Origin of the sequence: Terriglobus roseus (genome assembly GCF_900105625.1) — a bacterium.
Lineage (GTDB): Bacteria > Acidobacteriota > Terriglobia > Terriglobales > Acidobacteriaceae > Terriglobus > Terriglobus roseus_B.
Genome location: NZ_FNSD01000001.1, coordinates 3476138 through 3499543, shown reverse-complemented (window position 1 = coordinate 3499543; position 23406 = coordinate 3476138). Strand labels below are relative to the sequence as shown.

24 protein-coding genes and 1 tRNA gene are annotated in these 23406 nt (G+C 59.5%); 17 read left to right on the top strand and 8 right to left on the bottom strand.

What is annotated here, in order from left to right:
* Positions 1-154 precede the first annotated feature (154 nt).
* Genes BLW03_RS14550 through BLW03_RS14540 form a run of 3 tightly spaced genes read right to left on the bottom strand, consistent with a single transcriptional unit; the run spans position 155 to position 2274 of the window.
* Positions 155-631, bottom strand: coding sequence for a MarR family winged helix-turn-helix transcriptional regulator (locus BLW03_RS14550; protein WP_074656039.1), 477 nt, complete (start codon positions 629-631; stop codon positions 155-157).
* 21 nt (positions 632-652) lie between these two features.
* Positions 653-1306: an alpha/beta hydrolase gene (locus tag BLW03_RS14545; RefSeq protein WP_074654715.1), complete on the bottom strand. Its 654-nt coding sequence runs from the start codon at positions 1304-1306 to the stop codon at positions 653-655.
* Entirely contained in the window at positions 1303-2274 is a 972-nt protein-coding gene (locus tag BLW03_RS14540) for a ring-cleaving dioxygenase (protein WP_074654714.1), read from the bottom strand. Before BLW03_RS14540 ends, BLW03_RS14545 begins: the two co-directional genes overlap by 4 nt.
* A 147-nt stretch (positions 2275-2421) precedes the next feature.
* Here BLW03_RS14540 and BLW03_RS14535 point away from each other — a divergent pair, with 147 nt between their 5' ends.
* The 7 genes from BLW03_RS14535 to BLW03_RS14505 all read left to right on the top strand — a co-directional run bounded on the left by BLW03_RS14535 (position 2422) and on the right by BLW03_RS14505 (position 8339).
* The gene (locus tag BLW03_RS14535) at positions 2422-4050 is read left to right on the top strand and encodes a cytochrome c3 family protein (RefSeq protein ID WP_074654713.1); all 1629 of its coding nucleotides are present in this window, start codon (positions 2422-2424) and stop codon (positions 4048-4050) included.
* A 67-nt stretch (positions 4051-4117) separates the two neighbouring features.
* Positions 4118-4507 (top strand): glycine cleavage system protein GcvH, encoded by a 390-nt coding sequence (gene gcvH, locus BLW03_RS14530; protein ID WP_074654712.1) that lies wholly within the window; start codon positions 4118-4120, stop codon positions 4505-4507.
* A gap of 159 nt (positions 4508-4666) precedes the next feature.
* Positions 4667-6031, top strand: a complete 1365-nt coding sequence (gene gcvPA, locus BLW03_RS14525; RefSeq protein ID WP_074654711.1) for an aminomethyl-transferring glycine dehydrogenase subunit GcvPA — start codon at positions 4667-4669, stop codon at positions 6029-6031.
* Between the two features lie 10 nt (positions 6032-6041).
* Entirely contained in the window at positions 6042-6386 is a 345-nt protein-coding gene (locus BLW03_RS14520) for a hypothetical protein (protein ID WP_074654710.1), read from the top strand.
* A gap of 35 nt (positions 6387-6421) precedes the next feature.
* Positions 6422-7966 (top strand): aminomethyl-transferring glycine dehydrogenase subunit GcvPB, encoded by a 1545-nt coding sequence (gene gcvPB, locus BLW03_RS14515; RefSeq protein WP_074656038.1) that lies wholly within the window; start codon positions 6422-6424, stop codon positions 7964-7966.
* Positions 7967-8248 (top strand): hypothetical protein, encoded by a 282-nt coding sequence (locus BLW03_RS14510; RefSeq protein WP_074654709.1) that lies wholly within the window; start codon positions 7967-7969, stop codon positions 8246-8248. It abuts the gene before it with no gap.
* A gap of 14 nt (positions 8249-8262) precedes the next feature.
* Positions 8263-8339, top strand: a tRNA-Arg gene (locus BLW03_RS14505).
* Positions 8340-8456: 117 nt separating this feature from the next.
* Here the strand turns inward: BLW03_RS14505 and BLW03_RS14500 are convergent.
* The 3 genes from BLW03_RS14500 to BLW03_RS14490 form a co-directional block, all read right to left on the bottom strand.
* A complete protein-coding gene (locus BLW03_RS14500) occupies positions 8457-11855 on the bottom strand; it encodes a TonB-dependent receptor (protein WP_074654708.1) in 3399 nt (1132 codons plus the stop codon).
* Between the two features lie 319 nt (positions 11856-12174).
* Positions 12175-12576, bottom strand: a complete 402-nt coding sequence (locus BLW03_RS14495) for a DUF2237 family protein (protein WP_074654707.1) — start codon at positions 12574-12576, stop codon at positions 12175-12177.
* Between the two features lie 107 nt (positions 12577-12683).
* Positions 12684-14315, bottom strand: a complete 1632-nt coding sequence (locus tag BLW03_RS14490; protein ID WP_074654706.1) for an ABC-F family ATP-binding cassette domain-containing protein — start codon at positions 14313-14315, stop codon at positions 12684-12686.
* A 43-nt stretch (positions 14316-14358) separates the two neighbouring features.
* Here BLW03_RS14490 and BLW03_RS14485 point away from each other — a divergent pair, with 43 nt between their 5' ends.
* The 3 genes from BLW03_RS14485 (at position 14359) to BLW03_RS14475 (ending at position 16836) form a co-directional block, all read left to right on the top strand.
* Entirely contained in the window at positions 14359-14898 is a 540-nt protein-coding gene (locus tag BLW03_RS14485) for a hypothetical protein (RefSeq protein ID WP_074654705.1), read from the top strand.
* A 54-nt stretch (positions 14899-14952) separates the two neighbouring features.
* A complete protein-coding gene (gene uvsE, locus BLW03_RS14480; RefSeq protein ID WP_074654704.1) occupies positions 14953-16215 on the top strand; it encodes a UV DNA damage repair endonuclease UvsE in 1263 nt (420 codons plus the stop codon).
* 81 nt (positions 16216-16296) lie between these two features.
* On the top strand, positions 16297-16836 hold the full coding sequence (locus BLW03_RS14475; protein WP_074654703.1) for a c-type cytochrome: 540 nt from the start codon (positions 16297-16299) through the stop codon (positions 16834-16836).
* Positions 16837-16845: 9 nt separating this feature from the next.
* Here the strand turns inward: BLW03_RS14475 and BLW03_RS14470 are convergent, their stop codons facing one another.
* On the bottom strand, positions 16846-17235 hold the full coding sequence (locus tag BLW03_RS14470) for a hypothetical protein (protein WP_139285213.1): 390 nt from the start codon (positions 17233-17235) through the stop codon (positions 16846-16848).
* Positions 17236-17366: 131 nt separating this feature from the next.
* Between BLW03_RS14470 and BLW03_RS20885 the strand changes: the two genes are divergently transcribed.
* The 7 genes from BLW03_RS20885 (at position 17367) to BLW03_RS14435 (ending at position 22558) form a co-directional block, all read left to right on the top strand.
* The gene (locus BLW03_RS20885; protein ID WP_074654701.1) at positions 17367-17963 is read left to right on the top strand and encodes a hypothetical protein; all 597 of its coding nucleotides are present in this window, start codon (positions 17367-17369) and stop codon (positions 17961-17963) included.
* Between the two features lie 152 nt (positions 17964-18115).
* Positions 18116-18748, top strand: coding sequence for a DUF4136 domain-containing protein (locus BLW03_RS14460; RefSeq protein ID WP_074654700.1), 633 nt, complete (start codon positions 18116-18118; stop codon positions 18746-18748).
* Between the two features lie 93 nt (positions 18749-18841).
* On the top strand, positions 18842-19381 hold the full coding sequence (locus BLW03_RS14455) for a glutathione peroxidase (protein WP_083350550.1): 540 nt from the start codon (positions 18842-18844) through the stop codon (positions 19379-19381).
* 417 nt (positions 19382-19798) lie between these two features.
* Positions 19799-20113, top strand: coding sequence for an Ohr family peroxiredoxin (locus tag BLW03_RS14450; protein WP_280138034.1), 315 nt, complete (start codon positions 19799-19801; stop codon positions 20111-20113).
* A 143-nt stretch (positions 20114-20256) separates the two neighbouring features.
* The gene (locus tag BLW03_RS14445; protein WP_139285212.1) at positions 20257-21147 is read left to right on the top strand and encodes a hypothetical protein; all 891 of its coding nucleotides are present in this window, start codon (positions 20257-20259) and stop codon (positions 21145-21147) included.
* Positions 21144-21737 (top strand): hypothetical protein, encoded by a 594-nt coding sequence (locus BLW03_RS14440; protein ID WP_074654697.1) that lies wholly within the window; start codon positions 21144-21146, stop codon positions 21735-21737. Before BLW03_RS14445 ends, BLW03_RS14440 begins: the two co-directional genes overlap by 4 nt.
* A 59-nt stretch (positions 21738-21796) precedes the next feature.
* Positions 21797-22558, top strand: coding sequence for a 3-keto-disaccharide hydrolase (locus BLW03_RS14435; RefSeq protein WP_074656037.1), 762 nt, complete (start codon positions 21797-21799; stop codon positions 22556-22558).
* Between the two features lie 250 nt (positions 22559-22808).
* Here the strand turns inward: BLW03_RS14435 and BLW03_RS14430 are convergent, their stop codons facing one another.
* The gene (locus BLW03_RS14430) at positions 22809-23336 is read right to left on the bottom strand and encodes a DsbA family protein (protein WP_074654696.1); all 528 of its coding nucleotides are present in this window, start codon (positions 23334-23336) and stop codon (positions 22809-22811) included.
* Between the last annotated feature and the right edge of the window lie 70 nt (positions 23337-23406).

Genomic DNA, 23406 nt, shown 5'->3' with positions numbered 1-23406 from the left:
CCCTCCCCTTTGCAAGGCCCGCCTCTCGTGGCGGGCCTTCGTAGTTCGGGAGAGAACCGTTGCCAATCACGCGACGCAACACCATCGATCTTGCCGGAGAGGCTCTCTACGAGTGTTCAACCCCAAGCAAAAGCGCCGTCCGAAGACGGCGCGTTCAGGCATTCGTGGTTCGGGCTTTTGCCGCAAGTCCAATGGTCTTCAACGCGGTTCGCACACTCTCGCGATGCGTGGGACAGACGCCCGCCATCACTTGTTCAAGATCCAATTCGTGCTGCGCGAAGATCTTCCGGATGACCCTGCGGCCTTCCTTCGTAAGGTCCACGGTGCGGATGCGACGATCCGTCGCATCGCTGCAGCGCGACACATAGCCGAGCTTCTGCAGCCGGTCCACGGCAGCCGTCATCGACGGGTTCGCCAGCAACACCTTCTCGCCCAGCTGCGACATGCTCATGGAGCCCTTGTGCAACAGGGCTTCCATGATCATGAAGTCGCTGAGACCGATGCCCATGGTGGATACCGTGCTCTCGATATAGCCCTCCATGGAACGGTAGGCCTTCATCAGCACCAGCCAGAGGCTTGCGGCGGAGGTGAAGTGTTCTTCGTTCGTAGTCGGCTCGTTCACGGTGCTCATGATTGCTGCTTCCATCTTCCGCTAAATCGACGCATTCGGCGAGAAGGCTTTTTCGAGAAGTCCTCGGGCATGTGCGATCTCGTCCTGGCTGACGGTGTGTTGACGGCCCGGGTAGCGAATCGCCGTCACCTCCGCGCCCATAGCCTTCAGTTGCACAGCCGACTCTTCCACGCGCGACCAGGGCACGTGCGGATCCGGATCGCCGCTCATCAGCAGCGCCGGCGTGCCGTGCAGCTCGCCTGCATGGTGCAGGTCACTGCCCAGCGGCCCGACCAGACCTCCGGTGAAGGCGATCAAGCCGGCATAGCGTGCGGGATGCGATGCAACGAACTCCGTCGAAAGGCATGCGCCCTGCGAGAAGCCGCTGATCACGATGCGTTCCGTCGGTATGCCGCCGGCGACCAGGCCATCGACCACGCGCCGGATCTTATCCAGCGCCGAAGTCAGGTATGGTTCGTTCGCCGAGCGAGGCGCCAGGAACGACTGCGGATACCACGTATGTCCGGCAGCTTCCGGAGCGACGAACGCGAGTCCGAGACCACCAAAGGCGTTGCTCAGCCCAAGGATGTCCCGCGCCGAAGCGCCGCGGCCATGCAGCAGGACGACGGCGCCGGTGGCCTCCGCCACCGGCTCGCCCGCCGAAAGGACCTGGCTCAGATCATGCGGTCCGCTCATGCTGTCACCTCCGCCTTCGTCAGTGTTACGGGAATCAGCCGCTGCTCGATCGCAGCACGCTGCGGTTCAAACCACGGTGGAATGCGGAGCGCTTCACCCAGCGTCTCGATCGGCTCATCGATGGCGAAGCCCGGAGCGTCCGTCGCCATCTCGAACAACACCCCACCCGGCTCGCGGAAGTAGATCGAATGAAAGTACTCACGATCCTGCACGGTTGTCACAGACAGTGTCTGTGCGATCTTCTCGCGCCACTCGAGCTGCGTGTCGTCCGTCGGCGTACGGAAGGCGATGTGATGCACCGATCCCGCACCGCTGCGGCCGTAGCCTGCGTCTGCCTTCACGACGATGTCGATCGCGTTCCCGACAGAGTTGCCTGCAGGAGATGCGAAGCGCAGACGATTGCCTTCCGCTGCCGTCTTTGTGAAGCCCATCATGTTGAGCGTCGCCTCCGTAGCCGCAGCATCGCGCTGCAACATCGTCACACCAAAGAAGCCCCGGATGCTGTGCTCTACCGGTACATCGCTGTAGCGCGGTGCACGATCCGCAGCCGCTGCATCGCTGTGTCCGACGATCTCCAGCTTCATGCCGTCCGGGTCAGCGAACGTCAACACGTCTTCGCCGCCGTTGTTCGCGGCAAAGCGAACGCCCGTGTGCTCGACCAGCACGCCCTGCGCGGTCAGCCGCTGTTCCCAATAGGCGATCGAGGTCTTTGGCACGGAGAAAGCCGTGTGCGTGACTTCACCGGCGCCGGCCAGACCGCGCCTGGCTCCCGGCCAGGGAAAGAAGGTGAGGATGGTACCGGGCGAACCGGCATCGTCGCCAAAGTAGAAGTGGTATGTTCCCGGATCGTCGAAGTTAACGGTCTTCTTGACCAGTCGCAGCCCCAGAACCTGCGTGTAGAAATCAAGGTTCGCCTGCGGATTGGAAGCAATCGCGGTCACATGGTGCAGTCCAGAAATGGGTGTCATGGTTCTTACCCTCCACGGCTATTGATTCGATATCGAAGTAAAAGATTCATCTGCGTGAACTGACACAATTTTGTGACAACTCGGGGTCTTCTGTCCGCTATGCTTGCGACGTGACGGCGGCCTCACCTAGGCCCGGGGTTAAAGTGGATGCGCCGACGACTGGCCCTTCTGCTGATCGTGATCGTTGGAATCCTGCTGGCGTTAGCCGCGGGCATTCGGCTGCGCGGATTCCGCGCCAACTCGACGCCCTCTGCGGCTGAGTCTCTCCTCGCGCGCACGGTTCGCGATTTCGCCATCCCAAGCGAAGCGCACCGCGCGGCGAATCCTTATCAGCAGGACGCCCTCACGGTAGAACGTGGTCGCGATGCGTATCGACAGGCCTGCGCGGGATGCCACGGCGTGGATCTTCGAGGTGAAACGGCCATCGGCCAATCCATCTACCCGCGTGTGCCGAATCTGCGATCCGCGCGTACACAGTCGCTTACCGACGGCGACCTGCACTACATCATCGAGAATGGCGTCCAGCTGAGTGGCATGCCTGCGCTGGCAAGGCCGCACTCGGAAGGCGCTGCCTGGGAGCTCGTCAGCTACCTTCGCACAACCGGCGAACACGCTCCCGGCGACACGGTAGCTTCTGCCGACGCACACTACATTGGTTCGGCCAACTGCCAGCGATGCCATGCGGAGATCTACGCGCGGTGGCAGCAGACCACCATGGCCAACGTGGTACGCGATCCAAAGACGCACCCCGACGCTATTCTTCCAGATCTTTCCACCAACAAGGTTGCGCCTTTCACGCGCGAGCAGGTCGCCTTCGTCTACGGCAGCCGGTGGAAGCAGCGCTACTTTACCCACGTCGGCGACGACTACTACCCGCTGCCCGTGCAGTGGGACATCGGGAACAAGAAGTGGCTGCCCTACCACGTGCCCGACAAGGGCGGCGACTGGTGGGCAGCCTTCTATCCCACGGACAACATGCAGCGCCCAACCAGTGCCACCTGCGACGGCTGCCACTCCGTCGACTTCAATCTTCAGACCAAGAAAGTCGCCGAGTGGAACGTAGGCTGCGAGCGTTGCCACGGCCCCGGCAGCGATCACGCCGCACATCCCACGCGCGCCAACATCCAGAACCCCGGCGCCATGGATGACGTCAGCGCGAACGACACCTGTATCTCCTGCCACTCGCAGGGACGCCCCCGCGCCGGCCTCATCGACGGCAAAGCTGTGGATTGGCCCGTCGGCTACAAGCCCGGTCTGAAACTCGCTGACTTCTGGAAACTCGAAGACACCACCCTCGGCCAGACCGACTTCCTGCACTTCGCCGACGGTACCGCCCACAAGAACCGCATGCAGGGCAACGACTTCGTGCAGAGCACCATGTATCGTCACGGCGTCACCTGCAGCAGCTGCCACGATCCCCACGGCAGCGCCAACGCGGCACAGCTACGCAAGCCCGCCGACAAGATCTGCCTGGACTGCCATGCAGCCGGCTCCGCCAACGGGCCGCACACCGCCACGCTGGAAGATCACACGCACCACAAGGCAGGCAGCGCCGGCAGCCAGTGCGTCGCGTGTCACATGCCGAAGATCGAAACGGAAGGAGTTCCCGGCGCCTTCGTCAGCGCCCACACCTTCCGCTTCATCACCCCCGGCATGACCGACCAGTACAAGATGCCGAATCCATGCACCACCTGCCACCAGGAGAAAACAACAGCCTGGGCAGGCGATGCACTACGCAAATGGACCTCCACTTCGCCCTGGCGGGTGGCCGATTAGCATTTGAGTCTCTGTGTTTTTTCAAGCGGCCTGTCCACGGGCATTGCACGGCTTTAGAATCGGAAACATGAGCTACCCGGCGACGTATCGCTACACCAAGGAACATGAGTGGATTGAGGCTAACGGTACTGAAGCTACCGTGGGCATTACGGACTATGCGCAGCATCTGCTTGGCGACATCGTCTTTGTTGACCTGCCCAAGATCGGCACGGAACTGAGCCAGAAGGCCTCCTTCGGTTCGGTCGAGAGCGTGAAGGCCGTCAGCGACGTCTACGCCCCGGCCAGCGGCACCGTCACCGCGACCAATGAGACGCTGACCTCCGCTCCAGAGACCATCAACGCTGAGGCGAACACCACCTGGCTCATCAAGCTGACGCTCTCCGACCCGTCGCAGCTCGACAGCCTGCTGGACGCTGCGGCCTACGAGGCGTACGTCGCAGAAGAGACCGGCAAGTAACCCGGTTCCTGCCCTGCTATCAATCGCTCGGCTGAATTCTCGCTGCAGCGACACATCTTCGATCCGCGCAGGTCTGGTCCCATCGACCGGACCTGCGCCGCATACCATAAGGCTGAGCTGCTACGGCCGCACCCACCCGCAACAAGAGGGGCAAGTCCCATGCGTTACCTTCCAAAGTCGCCCGCTGACCGCGTGGCAATGTTGCAGGACATCGGCGCCGCGTCGATCGATGACCTGTTCGATTCCGTACCTGCGGAATACCGCCTGACGCGCGACCTGGACGTCCCGCGCCAGCACAGCGAGCACGAAGTGATGGAGGCATTCAAGGCCTTCGCATCGCAAAACGCCACGGGCTACGCCTCGTTCCTCGGCGCCGGCGCCTATCGCCACTACCGCCCCGTTCTGATCGATTCCCTCTCGCAGCGCGGCGAGTTCCTGACCAGCTACACGCCCTACCAGCCGGAGATCGCGCAGGGCACGCTGCAGGCGCTGTTTGAGTTCCAGACCATGATCTGCGAACTGACCGGCATGGATATTGCCAATGCCAGCATGTACGACGGCAGCACCGGCGCAGCAGAAGCCGTCATGATGGCCGTGCGCGTCACCGGCCGCAATGGCGCCGTGATCGCCCGCACCGTGCACCCCGAGTACCGCGAAGTGCTGACCACCTACGCACAGCACCAGGGCATCCCGCAGACGGAAGTTGGCTACACCGCTGACGGCCGCGTGGACTACGCCGCACTCGACGCCGCCATCACCGCGGATACCGCATGCGTCCTCATCCAGTCGCCCAACTTCTTCGGCACCATTGAAGACGTCGCAAAGATCGCGGAGATCGCGCACGCCAAGGGCGCACTGCTGATCGTATCGATCGCAGAGGCCGTCTCCCTCGGTGTGGTGAAGCCGCCCGTTGAGGCCGACATCGTCTCGTTGGAAGCGCAGAGCTTCGGCGTTGCCGTTGGCTTTGGTGGACCGTACTGCGGCGTCATCGCTGCGAAGGAAAAGTTCCTGCGCCAGATGCCGGGCCGCCTCTGCGGCCAGACCGTCGACACCGACGGCCAGCGTGGCTTTGTGCTCACGCTCTCCACTCGTGAGCAGCACATCCGCCGCGAAAAGGCGACCAGCAACATCTGCACCAACCAGTCGCTCGTCGCACTGATGGTCACCATCTTCCTCACCGTCTACGGCAAGGGCCTGCGCGAACTCGCAGAACAGAACCTGGCAAAGGCGCACTTCACGGCGGATTCGCTGAAGAAGACGCCGGGCGCCAAGGTACTCTTCGAAGGCGCACCCCGCTTCAACGAGTTCGTCGTGACCACGCCGCAGACCGCAGCCGAGACCAACAGCGAGCTGCTTGAGAAGAAGATCATCGGTGGTCTGCCGCTGGCACAGTGGTATCCGGAACTCGGCGAACACGCATCGCTGTGGTGCGCGACGGAACTGACAACGCGTGCGCAGATCGACGCAGCGGCTGAGGCTCTCGCGGGCAGCGTCGTCGACAACGGCGTTCTGACACCGGCTTAACCGAGGATCCATGGACCTGAGCAGCCTGACCGACGAAGAACTGACCTCCGTAGAGTTCGTGGAGCAGCACCTGGCCCTGCACTTTGGCGAGGCGCTGCTCACGCTCTATGTATGGCCGGATATTGCAGATGCCGACGGCATCTCGGTCGGCTTCGGCCAGCCGGGCTATCGCGATGCGCTGTGCTCAGTGATTGGGGAAACCGTCACCGAGGCGGCCTTTCACGAGGAAACTGCGCTGACCGTCGAGTTTGAGAACGGCACCGTGCTCGCGCTCAGTCTGCGCGAAGAAGACATGGATATTCCCGAGGCAGGCAGCTTTGTCTCGGCAGATGGCAGCGAGTCCTGCCAGTTTTAGGTTCGGCAACCGAAGGGTTGCGCATTGAGGATCACATGAGCGAAATACCATTCGTCGGAACACCACGCAAGGCGACCACGCACACCAGCCAGAACGAAGGCCTGATCTTCGAAAAGAGCTCGCCCGGTAAGAAGGCCTACCGCATGGACGAGCTGGACGTGCCCGCTGTTGACGCAGCCGCACTGCTGGGCGACACCGTTCGCACAGACGGCCTGGGCGCCATGCCCGAACTGAGCGAGATCGAAATCGTTCGCCACTTCACACGCCTCTCCACCTGGAACTACGCCATCGACCTCGGCATGTTCCCGCTCGGCTCCTGCACGATGAAGTACAACGGCCGCGTGAACGAAGCCGTCTCGCGCTTTGAGGGCATCGCAGAAGCGCATCCCTACCAGCCGGAATCGCTTTCGCAAGGTGTGCTCGGCATCATGAAGCAGCTGCAGGATTGTCTCATCGAGATCACCGGCATGGACGCCATCACGCTGCAGCCCGCAGCCGGCGCGCACGGTGAGTTCACCGGCATGCTGATGGTCCGCGCCTATCACGAGAGCAAGGGCAACGCCCGTAAGAAGGTGCTGATCCCCGACTCCGCGCACGGTACGAACCCTGCAACGGCAGCCGTCGTCGGCTACCAGGTGCAGAACATCAAGTCCAACGCGGAAGGCGCGGTCGATCTCGAAGAGCTTCGTCGCATGGTGGATGAAGACACCGCCGCTCTCATGCTGACGAACCCGTCGACCATCGGCGTCTTCGAGTCGCAGATCCACGAGATTGCCGACATCCTGCACGCCAAGGGCGCCCTGCTTTACATGGACGGCGCGAACATGAACGCGCTGGTAGGCAAGACGCGGCCAGGCGACTTCGGCGCAGACGTCATGCACCTGAACCTGCACAAGACCTTCTCCACGCCGCACGGCGGTGGTGGCCCAGGCTCGGGTCCCGTGGCCTGCAAGGCGCTGCTGGAACCCTTCCTGCCGAAGCCCACTGTCGTCACGCGCGCCGATGGCTCGCTTGGTTTCGACTTCGACCGTCCGCAGTCGGTCGGCCGTGTTCGCATGTTCTACGGCAACTTCGGCATGTTCGTCCGCGCCCTTGCCTACACGCTCGCCAACGGCCCTGATGGTCTGCGCCTGACCACCGAAGACGCCGTGCTGAACGCGAACTACATCCGCGCCAAGCTCGAAGGCGTCTTCGATCTGCCCTACAAGACCCGCTCAATGCATGAAGTCGTGTTCAGCGATAAGCTGCAGGCGAAGAACGGCGTCAAGACCGGCGACATGGGCAAGCGCCTCATCGACTACGGCTTCCACGCCTACACGGTCAGCTTCCCCATGATCGTCAGCGGCGCCATGATGATCGAGCCGACCGAGAGCGAGAGCCGCGAGGAACTCGACCTGCTCATCGACGCGCTGCAGCAGATCTCACGCGAGGCCGCTGAGAACCCGGAGCTGGTCAAGACCGCACCACACACCACACGCATCCGCCGCCTCGACGAGACAGGTGCAGCTCGCAAGCCCATCCTGCGCTGGCAGGGTCCGCCGCAGGCGGTTGAAGTCGATACCGCTGCCAAGGAGTGGTAGATGGCCGTCTTCTGGGACCACAAGGACGAGCTCGAAAAGTATGAGTTCATGATGGGTACCGAGCGGGGCCGCCTGGCGGTCTCGCTCGATATCCTGACGGACGCACTCGCGCTCATTGGGCAGCACGGCGTCTACTGCGTCTCAACACGAAACCCCGGTCAGCCCGCGCTGGACCTGAAGGCCGTCATGGGCGGCATCAATGACGCCAAGGAACTCATCGGTTCTGCCATGGAAGAGCTTCGCAAGAACAAGGAAGCCGCTGGCAAAGCCAACGCACAGTAGTACACTGGAGCAACGCACCCGTAGCTCAGCTGGATAGAGCGGCAGCCTCCGAAGCTGTAGGTCAGAGGTTCGAATCCTCTCGGGTGCACCACCTTTGAAACACCAAAAAGCCTCGGCCACCGCCGAGGCTTTTCTGTCTTCCGAACGTGATAAACAGCAGAAAGCCCCGGCTATCGCCGAGGCTCTGACTGCGGAGCGTGTTCGAACGTTAGAAGTAAATGCGGCCCAAGAGTTGGAGCTGGCGGGGGCCGTACAGAGTGCTAGACGTGCTGGTCTGGTTTTGGAACTGGGTTGCCGTGTACGGAACCAAGCAGCCGTTGCCCGTGCCAGTTCCAGCACTGGTAGGGCATGCCGTGCCTTGGCTAGTGGTTCCACCTGCCGTATACGCAAGGTAGGTGCTGCTCACGCCCAAGATGTTGCGGTGATTGGCGATGTTGAATGCTTCTGCCGCAAACTCCAGACGCATTCCTTCGCGGAGGAAGGGGAACTGGCGTGAAATACGCAGGTCTGTATTGTGGATGCCGGGACCCGCGAATCCATTACGTGGAGCAACCTGGGTCGGTACGCGGGCTGGTGTACCGGAGTTGTTCAGCGACAGCGCTGCAAAGGACAGACCGCCGTTGCCGATTGGCGACGTGGGCGAGTTGTTCAAGAACGCGGTCACGGGCAAGCCGGTTTGGGCCGTGACCGTTGTGGTCAACTGCCAGCCGTTTGCAGCGTATGCAGCGAAACGGTTTGCGATTGGGAAACTAGACGTAGCAACGACCGATCCGACAAATCGACCGCGAACATCGATGTCCGAGCGAGAGTATTCTGCGCTGCGTCCCTGGCGATGGCCGCGTGCAAACGGATCGAGTGGCGTATCGGTGCCGTTGAAGGTACCGTTTACGCCTGATACCTGTCCGCCATCCATGTTCTTGGCCCAGGTGTAGTTCGCTAGCACCTCAACACCGTGGGAGAGTGGCTTGCGGAAACTCGCAACCATGGAGTGGTACCAGCTATTGACGTCAGAGAAACCGGTCAGCATGGAGCCGGTCGTGTTGTAAAGACGACGTGTGTAGGTCGTAACAGGGATTACCGTTGTGGCGCCTCCCGGAGCGATGTAGGTGTAAGTACGTACCGCTGCGGATGCAGGATCAACGTTAGTGTCCACGAAGATGGGCAGGCGCATACCGCGGGTTCCGACGTATGACACGGTGAGAGTCGCGCGGCCGGGGAGCTGCTGCTCCACTGCGAGATCGAAGGAGTGTGTGTAGGGGTTCAGGAAGCCCGGGTCGTTTCCACGTGCTGCCAGGACCGATGTCGGCAGACCGGGGTTCACGGCCGGGGTGGGAGTTCCGGTAACCAGATTGACAGACGCTGGACCGGGCGGTGTGAATGCCGGGATTCCGCCGATTGGCGCATAGGAGGCATACGCGCCTGATTGAGCGAAGCAGCGGTTTGTACCTGCGGTCGGTGTGCAGGTTGCGCCTGCCGTCACATACGGGCTGTTCGGGGCGGTGGTGGCACTGACATTGAACTGCTGCTGGTAAACACCATTTTCGCGGCGGTTTGCGTAAAAGGTGGAGTTCGACGTGAGTGCGAAGAAGAGACCGTAGCCGCCACGAACGACAGTGGTCGGTGTGGGGTTGTAGGCGAAGCCAAACCTCGGCGCAGCCATGTGGTAATCGATGTTAATCGTGCTGGTGTAAAGCTGGGCGACCGGCGAGGAAAGATTCGGACGCTCCGGCTGAGGTACCAACTGCACGTCATACCGTGCACCAAGCGACAGGAGAAGCTTAGGCGTGATCTTCCAATCGTCCTGCGCGAAAACGTCCAGATTCTTGTTCCAAAAGTCGTCGGCTCCGATGCCCGTGATGGGATCCGTGACCTGCGCGAAGCTGTTGTAATGGCGTCCGCCGTTAGCACGGTAGACGTCCTGAATCCAGTTGGCGAAATTGAACTCCGCAGTACCGGTGTTATAGGAGAAGCTTCCGTCGCCCTGGAAGAGGTTGGCAATCTGCTCATGGATCAGGTTTACATCCACGCCGACTTTGATATTGTGCTTGCCACGGACGGTGTTGTAGATGTCCGTTATCTGCCAGCGGTGCTCATCGGGGAAGGCACCACGGGGGAGAGCGCTCGTCTCACCGTACGAGAACAGATTCGTCAGTGAAAGTGCCGGCCCGCCGCTATTGGTGCTTGCGGTCTCCAGGTCGCGCGACCACTGGAAGTGGACCACGTTAGTGCTGTTGCTGCTCAAAGCCGTCTCAGCATTTGCGAAGAGGAAGCGCTCGTGGAAGTTGATGCCGCCATTCTGCGAGACGCCGCCGTTGTTCACAGTGACTGAAGAGTTGTAGCCATTTGGAATCTTGAGGTTTTCCCATAGGAATGAGGCGGAGAGGTGAGTCTTTGGCGTGATCTGGTAGTCCAGACGCGGCAGGAAGATATCCTGCGTGGTGTTCCGCGAGAAGGCGCCGAGCTGTGTGCCAATGAAGTTGACGGCCTGCGTGCACTGTGCAGCGCTGATGCCTGTGATTACGGACGGGTAAATTGCCGCGCCCCGCGTGAGATAGTTCGAGGTCCGACCGTCGCAGAGTGCAGCGAGCTGACCGATGCTCTGAGTCGCAGTGTTGTACGAAGAGAGATACACGATGGGGTTGATGCGACGGTAGCCGTCATACACCGCGTGAAAGAACAGCTTGTCCTTGATGATCGGGCCGCCAATCGAAGCGCCGAACTGGTGCTGCACCTTGATGGTCTTTACCAAGCTGATTGCGCTGTTCTGTGTCACACCGTTGAACTTGTTCGTCGGGTCCAGCGCGTTAAATCCCGGGGTGCGGTAGTACTCATATGCATCGCCATGGAAGCTGTTGGTACCGGACTTTGTGATGGCGTTGACTACACCGCCAGCGGCCTGACCGAACTCAGCGGAGTAGCCCGAAGACGCCGACTGGAACTCCTTGATCGCGTCGATCGGAAAAACGTAAGGTGCACCGATGGAACGCCCGCGGGCCTCGGAGAAAAATGCCTGGTTGTTGTTGGCGCCGTCAATCAGATTGGTGTTGTAGAGGCCAGAAATGCCGCGGAAGCTAAGCAGACCGCTGTTGCCGTCGGGAACGACGTTAGGCGTCAGCAAAACGAAGTTATCGAAGCGGCGCCCGTTGACTGGAAGGTTCGAGATCATCTGCTCGGAGATCGTCTGCGATACATCCGTCTTGTCAGTATCGAGCAGCAGCGATTCCGTTGTGACCGTAACATCCGTACTCACCGAGGCGGCAGGCAGCGTAACGTCGACCGAGTTGGTATTGCCAACGGTGATGGAGATGTTCTTCTGGTCGAGGCGGCCAAAGCCTGTGCCAGTTGCGATCACTTCATAGGTCCCGGGCTGCAGGAACGTCGCGACGTAGTGTCCATCGCTGTCGGTAGTGACGTCGCGCTTGGCGCCGGTGCCGGAGTTGATGAGGGTGACCGTTGCGCCCGGAACAACTGCGCCCGAAGCATCCCGAACAATGCCGCTGATATTACCCAGAGCAGCCGTCTGCCCAGAGCCTATGCTTGTGTTCGCGAGGCTACAGGCGAGAACTGCAGAGGCCCAGAATGTCTTTGACGTAAGAAACTGATTCAACTGGCGAACTCCTAAGTGGTACAAGTACCGCGAGCCACAAGACGGGCCCTGCGGGGTATTAAAATTCGCGCCGCGTGGGGGAGCGAAGCCTTGCGTTCCGGTCGAGCAAAGTCCCTGATCATGGACAGCCGAAATCACAAAATTTGGATTACTTCTACGGTCGGGCACAGCGCTTCCCGGTGTCAAGCGCCAAAGATGAAAACGCCGCAAAGAGTTACTCTTTACGGCGTTTTTCTGGTGCAAAACCAGGTGATTATGACGGATTGGAGGGTTCTACTAATTTACATAGACTGCCGGACTAATCGCCGCAGCTCGTAACTCAGTGCAGCTGGTCGGGAATAACAGCGTGCTGCAGTAAGACATCAAACGGAACGATGCGCAGCGTGTTTTCATGCGTCGCTTCCAGCACCACCGGACATGCTGCACCGGCCTGGTAGACCTGCAGCCAGCGGGATGCGCAGACGCACCAGCGATCGCCCGGCTTGAGACCCGGAAAGCCGTACTGCGGCATCGGCGTGGAGAGATCGTTGCCCAGGTACTTCGACACAGCCAGAAACTCCTCCGACACAATGCAGCACACCGTGTGCACACCCAGATCGTCGGGACCAGTGTCGCAGCAGCCATCGCGATAGAAGCCCGTCATGGGGTCGCAACCACACGTTTGCATCGGCTGGCCGAGCACGTTCTTTGACTCCGCCTTGATTGGCTCTTCAAACTCCACTGCGTCACCTCATACTGCCGTAAAAACAAACTTCACAACCTTCGCACAGCGTTCCCGGAAGCGCAGGTGAACATCGTGAGACGTTGTGAACTCTGTATTCGGAACTGTTACTTCGCCGACATCGCCAGTTGCTGCTGGTATTCCTCGTACGGTCCCTTGTGATCTGTTACCTTGCCATGCTCGAAGTGCCAGATGCGCGTGCCAACCTCTTCGATCAGATCCTGATCGTGGGTGACCAGCAGCACCGTGCCCTCGTATTTCTGCAGCGACTGGTTCAGCGCGTTGATGCTCTCCAGGTCAAGGTGGTTCGTGGGCTCGTCCAGGATGAGGATGTTGGGTTTCTGCATCATCAGTTTGCAGAACAGCAGACGCGCTGCCTCACCACCGCTGAGTGCATCGGTCTTCTTCGTGCCCTCTTCCCCGCGGAAGAGCATCTGTCCGAGGATGCCGCGGATCTCTTCTGTGGACTTCTTGGGGTCGAAGCCATGCAGCCACTCGGCCACGGTTGTCCCGTGCTGAATCGCGGCCTTGTGGTCCTGTGCGAAGTAGCCGATCTGTGCCTCGTGACCCCACTTCACATCGCCATGGGTGCGCACAAAATCGTTGTCCTGCACATCCGGAACACCGGAGAGCAGTGACTTGATCAAGGTCGTCTTACCGGTGCCGTTACGGCCCATCAGGATGACCTTGTCACCACGCAGGAGTGAGCAGGTGAATGGCGTGAAGACTGGTCCCGTCGTACCGTCCGGAGCAGGCGTGTCGTAGGTCTTGGTGACACCTTCGATTTCGAGAACATGCTTGCCGCTGGGACGAAGCATGTCGAAGCGAATGAACGGGCGCTGAATGTTGGAGCGGGCGAGTTCAGTCGTTGCCAGACGCTCCACTTCCTTCTTACGCGAGTTCACCTGGGACGAACGGGTACCAGCAGAGAAGCGCGCGATGAAGTCGTTCAACTGCTCGATCTTCTTCTCGCGCTCTTCGTTCTGGCTCTCAATGCGTGTACGCACGCTGACCTTCTGCATCACCATGTCGTCATAGCCACCGTTGTAGGTGATGATCGTCTGGTAATCGATATCGGCGATGTGCGTGCACACGGCATTCAGGAAGTGCCGATCGTGCGAGATGGTGATGAGCGTGCCGCGGTAGGCCAGCAGGAAGTCCTGCAACCAGTGCACCGACTCAAGATCGAGATAGTTTGTGGGTTCGTCCAGCAGCAGTGCATCCGGCGAACCGAAGAGAGCCTGTGCCAGCAGCACGCGGACCTTCTGGCCACCCTGCAGCTCACTCATCTTGCGCTCATGCACAGAGTCCGGAATGTCCAAGCCCTGCAGCAGGATGGCCGCGTCGGCCTCGGCCTCGTAGCCGTTCTCGTCGCCAACGATGCCTTCAAGTTCGCCCAGGCGGCTGCCGTCTTCGTCGGTCAGTTCCGCCTTGTTGTACAGGTTCTCGCGCTCTTCCAGCGCGGCCCACAACGGAGCATTGCCCATGATGACGGTATCGATCACGCGATAGGCGTCAAAGGCGTACTGGTCCTGGCGCAGGATGCCGAGCTTGCGGGGGCGCACAACAACACCCTTCTGCGCTTCCAGCTCGCCGGTGAGCACCTTCATGAACGTTGACTTGCCGGCGCCATTCGGACCGGTCAGGCCGTAACGACGGCCCGAGATAAATTGCGTGGATACATCCTCGAACAGAATCTTCGAGCCATATCGCATCGTTACATTTGAGACAGAGATCATTACTATGATTTTCTCACGCCAGCCGTAGGAAGGTCTCCCAGCAATGTTGCGACACGCATTTGCACTGTTCTTGATGCTTGGTTGCGTTGCCTGCGCCCTGGCGCAGGATGCTTCCCTCGCCCGGGCGACGGTGGAATTTTTCACGCCGGGCGGCCACTGGCGTGGGACAGTCGACCAGTTGACAAAGCCCGTCGGACGCGCCGTCAGCATGTCTGAGGGGTCGGCGTTCGACGGGCAGGAATTCCTTGCAGCCTTCTCGCACTCGCGGTATCTGGCCATCCATGTCGCGCCGGGATTGCATACGTTCTCCGCAAATCAGACGTGGCGCCATCCCAATCCGAAAGAGACGCTCACGCTGGAACTTAAGCCGGGAAGCACGACTTATCTGGCCTTGACGACCTCCACCATGAACTACGGAGGAATGTTCGCCTGGGCGACCAGTCACATATCCAGTGCGAGTTGCCAGGAGTTTCTTGAGGATCACGCGAAGAATCATTCGGAGCAAGTGCAGCAAGACCAGATCGCCGACAAAATTCTTGCGGACGTTGATAGGAGCGATCACAGTTTCAGCTGCACACCATAAGACTCGCCGGCTCTGCATCCTACGCTCTGTGTTGATCACAGATCAGAGGGGTTCATGAGCAAGACCGTTGCAAAACCGAAGTCGCTCACACCGTTGCAGCTTGAGCGTGAAGCCGCACGCAAGTTCAAGGAAAAGGCAGCGAAGAAGAAGGCCAGCCAGAAGGCCGCTCGCGACCAGCAGAAGACTGCCGCTGAAGAAGTCGAGCAGCGACGCCTGAATAATCCCATGAGCTTCTGCGGTTGGCCCGCGACCGATGACAACGGTCTGACGATGCCGCCCTTCCCTGCTGATGCCATGCGCCTCGGCTTCCCCGTAAAGGTCATGGGCCGCAGCGACTTGAAGAGCAACGACACACGTCGCTGGCAGCAGAACCCGCATCTGCGCGTCTCGCTTGGCTACCTCTGCGAGACGTTTGCTTACCTGCGACAGCATGATATCCGCATGTATCGCATGAGCAGCGATCTGGCGCCCTACCACACGCATCCGGACATGCCGCAATTTCACAACATGGTTGAGGAGTCTCGCGCTGATCTGGAACATGTCGGCAAGCTGGCGCGCGCGCAGGGCCTGCGCCTTAGCTTCCACCCCTCGCAATACATCGTGCTGAACAGCGGCAATCCTGCGCTGACCAGGAAGTCCATCTCGGATCTTGAGTCGCAGGCCACGATGCTTGACTACATGGAGCTGCCGCCGGAAGCCATCATGGTCATCCACGTTGGCGGTGCGTATGGCGACCGCAAAACAGGCTGCGATAACTGGGTGAAGACATGGAAGACGCTGAGCGAACCCGTGAGGCGACGTATGGTGCTGGAGAACGATGACATTCGCTTCTCTGCCGCGGACGTCCTCTCGATCCACGAACGAACCGGTGTGAAATGCGTCTTCGACTACCAGCATCACTGGTGTATGAATCCCGAAGGTCTGCCCTTGATACCTACGCTGGAACGATTCCTGAAGACGTGGCCAGCCGGCGTTCGCCCCAAGATGCACTTCAGTTGTGCGCGCACGGAGATGAGGGAATTGAAACGTCTCAATCGGAAGACCGGTTTGAAGGAAACCGTGCTCGTACCGCCTATTTGGACCGGCCACGCGGACTTCAACAATCCGTTCGAAACACTCACTTTCCTGCGCAGTATTCAACATCTGGAGACCGACATCATGCTCGAGAGTAAGGCGAAGGATCTCTCACTGCTGCGTCTGCGCAATGACATTGCTCGCTACTCCCCGGAGCTGGCGCCTCGCTACGGCATCAAGCTGAACCAACCGGTAGAAGATGCCGGTGAGGTCGTGGAAGGTCCTGAGATCAACGACGAATAACGCTGGCCTTAATCACCACTTCAGCTGTGTACTGAATGCTGATCGACGATCCTCAAGACGTTGGAACCACGGAGCCCGACTATGAAGAAGCCAGCCATCGCGATCCTCTTTCTCCTTCTTGGCATACTCCTTATGCCGCTCTATGGCTGGCTATACCTGAACTACGGACATCCGCCCGTCGCCGTCGACGATCCTTCCTTCCCGATGGAGGCGCAGATCGTACACAAGCCGCTGGGCAATCGCATTCGCAGCGAGATGCCTGCATCCTCACCCGTTCCCATCAATGAAGCAACGCTGGCAGCCGGCGCCAGCGTGTACATGAAGGAGTGCTCCTTCTGCCACGGCGTTCCTGGCACACCATCCAAAGTTGGTGCCCAGATGTACCCCGACGCTCCGCAGCTCTGGGTGAAACATCATCGTGGCGCAGTCGTCGGTGTCTCAGACGATCCGGTCGGGGCGACTTACTGGCGCGTGAAGAATGGCATCCGCCTGACGGGCATGCCCTCGTACGTGAAGGTGCTGACCGATACTGAGATGTGGGAGGTCAGCAATTTGCTCTCCGTTGCCGACAAGCCGATGTCGGACGACGTCACCAAGATCCTGACGCAACCGTCCAACTAAGCCTCATGATTACTTCGCGTCCGGCATAACCTTCGTTGCGGTGAACGGCTGCGTCACACCAAAGGCGTCAATGCCGAAGGTACCTGCCATTGTTCCGTCGTCCTTCACCTTTGCAACAAAGGAGAAGGCGACGGGATTGCCGAAGACATCAGCCGAGTGCTTCCACTGCACATCGCTGCCGTTGATCTCGCCGAGGATGTCTGCCTCGCCAGCGGGCATGCGGCAGACACCGGTCAGCTTTGGCGCGTCGTCGTGCAGGATGCACGTCTCCGGCAGAGGATTGTCGCCCAAGGCCAGTTCCAGCTTCCACGTACCGTTCACTGCGGACGTCGCAGGCTGCTGTGATCCAGCAGAAACTGCCAGTAGACTGCACGCTGCCATCACTCGCAACCAACGCATCTGTCACCCTCATTTCCGACTGAGACACACTACTGCCCGCAGCAATGAACCTGCAACCTTTGGGTCAGTGTGGACTTTGCTGGCCAACTGTTCGCTAGTTAACAGACTCGTACACCCCGAGAGGTTTTCTAATGAATCAGTGGTTGCGTAAGTCCGGCAGATTTGTTCTGCCGTTTTTTGTGGCGGCGGCTCTATTGTTTGTGGCTGCTCCCGCAGCGCAGGCCCAGGTTTCGTTCGGTGTGCAGATTGGCAACGGCGGCGTCGCCCCCGAGTGCCCGTATGGCTATTACGACTACGCACCCTATAACTGCTCACCCTATGGCTACTACGGACCGGAATGGTTCAACAATGGCATCTTCTTCGGTGCCGGCCCCTGGTATCGCGGGCCGGGCGGCTTCCATGGCTACGTGAATCGCAACTACGATCCTCGCTTTGGCTATCGCGGTGGCTTCCCGGGACGCGGACAGGCGGGCTACTACCACGGTGGTGATATCCACGGCTTCCGCGGCAATCAGTACCGTACCGGCAACGGCGAGTTCCGCGGTGGCGGCAACTTCAACCGTGGTGGACAGGGCTTCCGCGGTGGAAATCCCGGTGGCGGCAACAACTTCCGCGGTGGCGGTAACCCGGGCGGCGGTCAACACTTTGGTGGTGGTAGCCCCGGTGGCGGCGGTCAGCATGGTGGCGGTGGTGGTGGCCAGCATGGTGGTGGCGGCGGACACCGCTAACGCCCGGCGACCATATCCGATTCCAATAACAGTGCCCATCGCAGGATGGGCACTGCTGCGTTGGAACCCACTATCCGCCATGTGCGCAGGATGGCGGTCACCGCGGGCCGCTTCGACTCGTCCAATAGACAGGAATGAGAAGGAGTTCACCCATGCGCACCATCCTTGGAACGATTGCTGTAGCTGCTTCGCTTGCCGTTGCACCAGCTTTCGCGCAAAGCGTCCACACCGACTTTGATCATCATGCGGACTTCAGCCGCTATCACACCTTCTGCGTCGACCGTGTCCATGCCGCCGACCCTTTCTATGAAGGCCGTCTGCGAGACTCACTCAACGTGTCGCTCACACATCGCGGCCTGCAGCAGGCCGGCCAGACTCTTCGCACACGCAATGACCAGGGCGCCGCGCCGGTTGAGGTACAGACTGGTTGCGACCTGGCGGTACGCGCCATCGGCTCTGTGCGCGAGCAGCAGGAGTACACCACCTTCTACAACGGCTTCGGCCCCGGCTGGGGCTACGGCGGCTGGGGTGGTTATGGCTTTGGCGGCGGCTGGGGTGGCCCGTGGGGCGGATGGGGTGGCGGTCCTGCCGTGACCCGCGTCGATCAGATCCCGGTCGGCACGCTGGTTGTCGACCTGTATGACACGCACACCAAGCGGCTTGTCTTCCGCGGCATTGCAAGTTCGGATGTGAGTAGCCACGCCAGCACCAACACGCGACGGTTGAACATCTCTGTCGACAAGATGTTCAAGAAGTTTCCACCCAAGGCGAAAGACAGGAACTAACCCACACAGCGCCCATCGAAAGGTGGGCGTTCCTGTTTGCGCGAACTTATAATCCCCGCAGTAAGTGCGATGGGGTGGTTTATGCGGAAGCGAATGATGCTGTTGTTACTCAGCTCCAGCCTGGCGGCCTCTGCCGGCACGGCCAACCAGGTCTACAAGTACCCGCTCAAGACGATCGATGGCGACAAGACCTCGCTGGCGCCGTACAAGGGCAAGGTGCTGATGGTGGTCAACGTCGCCAGCGCCTGCGGCTTCACACCACAGTACGCCGCACTCGAGTCGGTCTACGAGAAATACAAGGACAAGGGACTGGTGATCGTCGGCATCCCGGCGAATAACTTCGCCAACCAGGAGTCCGGCACCGACGCCGAAATCAAAACCTTCTGCAACCGCAAGTACCACGTCACCTTCCCGATGATGTCGAAAGTTTCGGTAGTAGGCGCGGACAAGACACCGCTGTACCACTACCTGACGGACAAGACGACCGACCCTAACTTCAGCGGCGAGATCAAGTGGAACTTTACGAAGTTCCTCATTGGTCGTGATGGCAAGCCGGTGAATCGGTTTGAGCCGGCGACGACGCCGGATTCACCAGAGGTAATTGCAGCGATTGAGGGTGCTTTGAAGAAGTAGGTTCTAACGCGTTACGGTGAGAGCACGAATCGTAAGGGCACGGCTTTAGCCGTGCCGATCAACAGCAACGGAATTGGCGGCTTCAGCCGCTGAGGTAGGTTTGGAGATTTCCAAGCGAACCTCAGGGCTGAAGCCCCTTTTGCTTTGTAGGCTATTACGGCACGGCTGAAGCCGTGCCCTTACGATCCGTCGCCTTCCAGGTGAAGGCTTCGCCGCAAGTCCTCCGTGCCGGCCGTCCTGGAATGTGCACGACGCGTGGGAGATGCGGCTCGATGCCGCGCGTATCCAGCGAGCAGGAGAATCCATTGGCCACTGAAAGGTAATTTATACGGCGCATGTTACCGCTATGGGCGGACTCGAGGTTGTCGTGAAGTCGAGCGACGGCAGGCTGGATGCGAAGCTTGATCGCGGACGTAGATGGGCGGCGAGGGTGAAGGCACCAACCCTGAGCAGCTCTTCGCAGCAGGCTACGCCGCATGCTTCATCGGCGCGATGAAGTACATCGCAGGCACGCAGAAGATGGTGCTGAACGCTGTGTCCATCGACTCATCCGTAAGCTTTGGCCCGGTGGCCGCCGGCGGCAAGGGCTTCGGCATCGGCGTCGACATGGTCATCCACCTGCCCGGCCTAGAGCGGGAGCAGGCTGAGAAGCTGGTGCATGATGCGTATGAGGTTTGTCCATACCCGAACGCCACGCGCGGGAATATTGATGTGAATCTTTCGGTGGCTTGACCTAGTAGGCTCCCAACCTAGTACCGGGTGACTCGCGAGCCGCTCGGCACTAGAACTATTTAAGTCACATGACTCAATACAAACTCTCTCCATCGCCAAAAGAGATTGATTGATCAAATCGGCCGCCGACGTTAGAGTTTCTCATGCCCCCTAAACGCATCCCTCCTGTCCCTACGCGGCCGGTGCGCCTTGAGCTATTCGACATCCAAGGACACAATGGCGACAAGCCACTCGATTACTCCGCTTTCTTCCAATTCATCGAAAGTCTTTCGGGAAGAGATCGTCAGGAAACGATCGCAGATAGAGTGGTGATAGTGCCCGTGTTTAACCGCCGGGAAGGTGTTTACTTCTTCTCCGCTTACATGGGCTCTCCCGGGTCATCGATCCTTGTAGTGGACCTAGCGAACGGTGAGGAAGAATTACGGGCTGTCGAAAGGGGTAAATTAGTAGCGACGAGGACAGTAGGTGTCATCGACCCGAAGCGCAGACTTGCGGTTGTGCAGTACGTTCACTCGGGAGTTCGGGCACCGCAGATCGCAGCGCTGTTCGAAAAGCTCGGACACAGTTCCGACGATTTTGAAGGTGCAACTCTAGAGTTCGCACCTCGCGCTGCGAATGCCTTTAGGACGCAGCTTTCGGAGTTCGAGAGAATTCAGTCGGTTAGCCTGACGCTTACCCGACCTAATTATGATTGGTCGGATTACCCTGATGCACTGAATGGACTTGCTGCAGATTCAAACGCCCATAATGTCTCCGTGGAGGCCAGTGCCTCTCGTAGTCAGGCCCTGAGCAAGACTGGCGGCGTCGTTAAAGTTTTGCGAGAACTGATATCCGGACATGGGCAACGAAGCATCCTCAAATCAGCGGAGGTAAAGGGAAACCGTGAAGGCGAAGACTTTCTGACCTCTTTAAAACTGTCCAAGCTGACGCAAACGAAGCTGGCTAATGTTGAATTGAGCGGCGGTCTACCAAATGGCGATGCCGTTCGGAATGCAGCCCTTGCATATTTGTCAGGGATTGAAGAGCCCAAATGATAAGTGGACTTTGGAATACGGGCGTTCTCAAGGTGCTCTTCTCTTTTTACAGGAAAGCAGTCAAGGAACGTTCTAGTGAGATTTTGTTCACGCAGGAGACACTGATATCAGTGGTTGTGGGAGGCACGATCGGCCTCTTTGGCAACAGGCTGTTTCCTGGCTCCGCAAAGCTCCTGGACATTGCAGTTGGTTTTCTAGGATATGCCGCCATCGCACTCGGATTCTGCGTCGGTGGGATGACGATTGCACTGACATTCCCTGATCGAGAATTCATGACAGACCTTGCCACCTTGACGATCCCCGAACGTAGAGGGAACGCTTTGGAGAATCTGCTGTTCGTCTTTTCTTGGACGGCCGTAGTTCATTGGTCAGCCCTAGCCTTTCTCTTGGTTGCGATTCTCCTGCACGGTCATCAAGATAACCAGCTGCTTACGACTCAGTCCGTAATCAGCCGCCTTTGGATTTCTTTTATAGTCTTCATTTGCTGTTATGCACTTCTGCAGTTTGTGATAACGGTGTTAACCCTCTGGCAGGTGGGCGGCGCCTATATAGGGAGACTCAGAGGCAACGCAACCAAGAAAGATGCCTGAATGCGCATGCCGCAGGTGAACGATGCGCGCAGATCTTCTAACGCAGTATGCTGTTCGTCATGAAAAGTGCACTTGCTGCTTTTGTTTTTAGTCTTTCGTTTGCTGCGTCTACCGTGTCTGCGCAGGTGGTAAATACCCTTACCCCGCAGGAGAAGACCGACGGCTGGCGGCTGTTGTTTGATGGGAAGACGACGGATGGGTGGCGGAGTGCGCGGGGTGGTGGGTTTCCTGCTGTGGGCTGGGTGGTGAAGGATGGCGCCATCACGGTGACGGAGACGGGTGGTGAGGAGGCGGGCAATGGTGGTGACATTGTTACGACGCGCACCTACGAGAACTTTGAACTCTCCGTGGATTTCAAGACTTCGCCGGGTGCGAACTCCGGGATTATGTACTTCGTCGATTTGGACCTGATGCCGTGGCATAACGGCCACGGATCGCCCATCGGGTTTGAGTACCAGGTGCTGGATGACGCGCTGCATCCGGATGCGAAGCGTGGCAAGAATGGCGACCGGACGGTGGCCTCACTCTATGACATGATTCCGGCTGCGGCGGATAAGCCGATCAAGCCCGTGGGCGAGTGGAACACGGCGCGCATTGTGGTACGCGGTCAGCATGGCGAGCACTGGCTGAATGGTGTGAAGGTGCTGGAGTATGACCTGGATTCGCCGGAGTTCAAGCAGATTCTGGCAGAGAGCAAGTACCACGTCTTCCCGAGTTATGGGCATGGTGGGAAGGGCTACATCCTGTTGCAGGACCATGGATTTCCGGTGTGGTTCCGGAACATCAAGATTCGGGAGCTGGCGGCTGGGACCGGGCGGTAGATCCTCACGTCTCCGGTAGGCGCGTGTCCGTGGGGTATGAATCCCTCAGTGGCTGAAGCCGGTTTCCTGCTGGGTACTTCGTGGCATGGCTGAAGCCATGCCCCTCCGAGAGAGGTCGCGCTTTGCGCGATAGCCCACCCTTTGCTTTGCAAAGGATGGGGCACTCGGGATTTGTGGCGTCCCTTTTTGTTCTGCAGAGATGGAGAACCCACGTCTCAGAGTCGAGACGTGGGGCACCCGGCTTGATGGCTTACTTTTCGGTGGCGGCGGTGATCGCTGCCTTGAGCGTTTCGTAGTCGAAGGCATCGTCGTGGCGGATGCCGTTGAGGAAGAAGGTGGGTGTGCCGCGGACGCCGCTGGCTTCTCCGCTGGCCAGGTCGCGGTCGATGATGGCGGTGAAGTTGCTGCCGTCGAGAGCCTCTTCAAGCTTCTGCGGGTCCAAGTCTAACTCGGTGGCGAGCTCGGGGAATAGGTCTTCGTCCATGCTGTCCTGGTTCTCGTAGAGGGCGTCGTGCATCTCCCAGAACTTGCCTTCGCTGGCGGCGAACTCGGCCGTTTCAGCGGCGGGTTCCGCGTAGCGATGCTGATCCAGCGGGAAGTTGCGATGCACAAAGCGCAGGCGGTCGCCGAAGTGCTTCTGCAGCTGCTTGACGATGGGGTAGGCAGCGCCGCAGGTGGGGCACTGGTAGTCGCCGTACTCCACCAGCGTGACGGCAGCGCGGGCGTTGCCCTGTGCGTGATCGTCTTCACTTACGGGGAGGGAAAGTTTCTTGGTCATGACGCTCCTGGGCCTCGCGATTGTTTCTGCGGGCTTCAGGGGTTCAGATGCGGGAACGGTGTGAGGGTTT

Excerpts from the sequence above, each read along its gene's own strand:
- BLW03_RS14550 (WP_074656039.1), bottom strand. The coding sequence starts at position 631 with ATGAGCACCGTGAACGAGCCGACTACGAACGAAGAACACTTCACCTCC.
- BLW03_RS14545 (WP_074654715.1), bottom strand. The coding sequence starts at position 1,306 with ATGAGCGGACCGCATGATCTGAGCCAGGTCCTTTCGGCGGGCGAGCCG.
- BLW03_RS14540 (WP_074654714.1), bottom strand. The coding sequence starts at position 2,274 with ATGACACCCATTTCTGGACTGCACCATGTGACCGCGATTGCTTCCAAT.
- BLW03_RS14535 (WP_074654713.1), top strand. The coding sequence starts at position 2,422 with ATGCGCCGACGACTGGCCCTTCTGCTGATCGTGATCGTTGGAATCCTG.
- gcvH (WP_074654712.1), top strand. The coding sequence starts at position 4,118 with ATGAGCTACCCGGCGACGTATCGCTACACCAAGGAACATGAGTGGATT.
- gcvPA (WP_074654711.1), top strand. The coding sequence starts at position 4,667 with ATGCGTTACCTTCCAAAGTCGCCCGCTGACCGCGTGGCAATGTTGCAG.
- BLW03_RS14520 (WP_074654710.1), top strand. The coding sequence starts at position 6,042 with ATGGACCTGAGCAGCCTGACCGACGAAGAACTGACCTCCGTAGAGTTC.
- gcvPB (WP_074656038.1), top strand. The coding sequence starts at position 6,422 with ATGAGCGAAATACCATTCGTCGGAACACCACGCAAGGCGACCACGCAC.
- BLW03_RS14510 (WP_074654709.1), top strand. The coding sequence starts at position 7,967 with ATGGCCGTCTTCTGGGACCACAAGGACGAGCTCGAAAAGTATGAGTTC.
- BLW03_RS14490 (WP_074654706.1), bottom strand. The coding sequence starts at position 14,315 with ATGATCTCTGTCTCAAATGTAACGATGCGATATGGCTCGAAGATTCTG.
- BLW03_RS14485 (WP_074654705.1), top strand. The coding sequence starts at position 14,359 with ATGTTGCGACACGCATTTGCACTGTTCTTGATGCTTGGTTGCGTTGCC.
- uvsE (WP_074654704.1), top strand. The coding sequence starts at position 14,953 with ATGAGCAAGACCGTTGCAAAACCGAAGTCGCTCACACCGTTGCAGCTT.
- BLW03_RS14475 (WP_074654703.1), top strand. The coding sequence starts at position 16,297 with ATGAAGAAGCCAGCCATCGCGATCCTCTTTCTCCTTCTTGGCATACTC.
- BLW03_RS14470 (WP_139285213.1), bottom strand. The coding sequence starts at position 17,235 with ATGCGTTGGTTGCGAGTGATGGCAGCGTGCAGTCTACTGGCAGTTTCT.
- BLW03_RS20885 (WP_074654701.1), top strand. The coding sequence starts at position 17,367 with ATGAATCAGTGGTTGCGTAAGTCCGGCAGATTTGTTCTGCCGTTTTTT.
- BLW03_RS14460 (WP_074654700.1), top strand. The coding sequence starts at position 18,116 with ATGCGCACCATCCTTGGAACGATTGCTGTAGCTGCTTCGCTTGCCGTT.
- BLW03_RS14455 (WP_083350550.1), top strand. The coding sequence starts at position 18,842 with ATGATGCTGTTGTTACTCAGCTCCAGCCTGGCGGCCTCTGCCGGCACG.
- BLW03_RS14450 (WP_280138034.1), top strand. The coding sequence starts at position 19,799 with ATGGGCGGCGAGGGTGAAGGCACCAACCCTGAGCAGCTCTTCGCAGCA.
- BLW03_RS14445 (WP_139285212.1), top strand. The coding sequence starts at position 20,257 with ATGCCCCCTAAACGCATCCCTCCTGTCCCTACGCGGCCGGTGCGCCTT.
- BLW03_RS14440 (WP_074654697.1), top strand. The coding sequence starts at position 21,144 with ATGATAAGTGGACTTTGGAATACGGGCGTTCTCAAGGTGCTCTTCTCT.
- BLW03_RS14435 (WP_074656037.1), top strand. The coding sequence starts at position 21,797 with ATGAAAAGTGCACTTGCTGCTTTTGTTTTTAGTCTTTCGTTTGCTGCG.
- BLW03_RS14430 (WP_074654696.1), bottom strand. The coding sequence starts at position 23,336 with ATGACCAAGAAACTTTCCCTCCCCGTAAGTGAAGACGATCACGCACAG.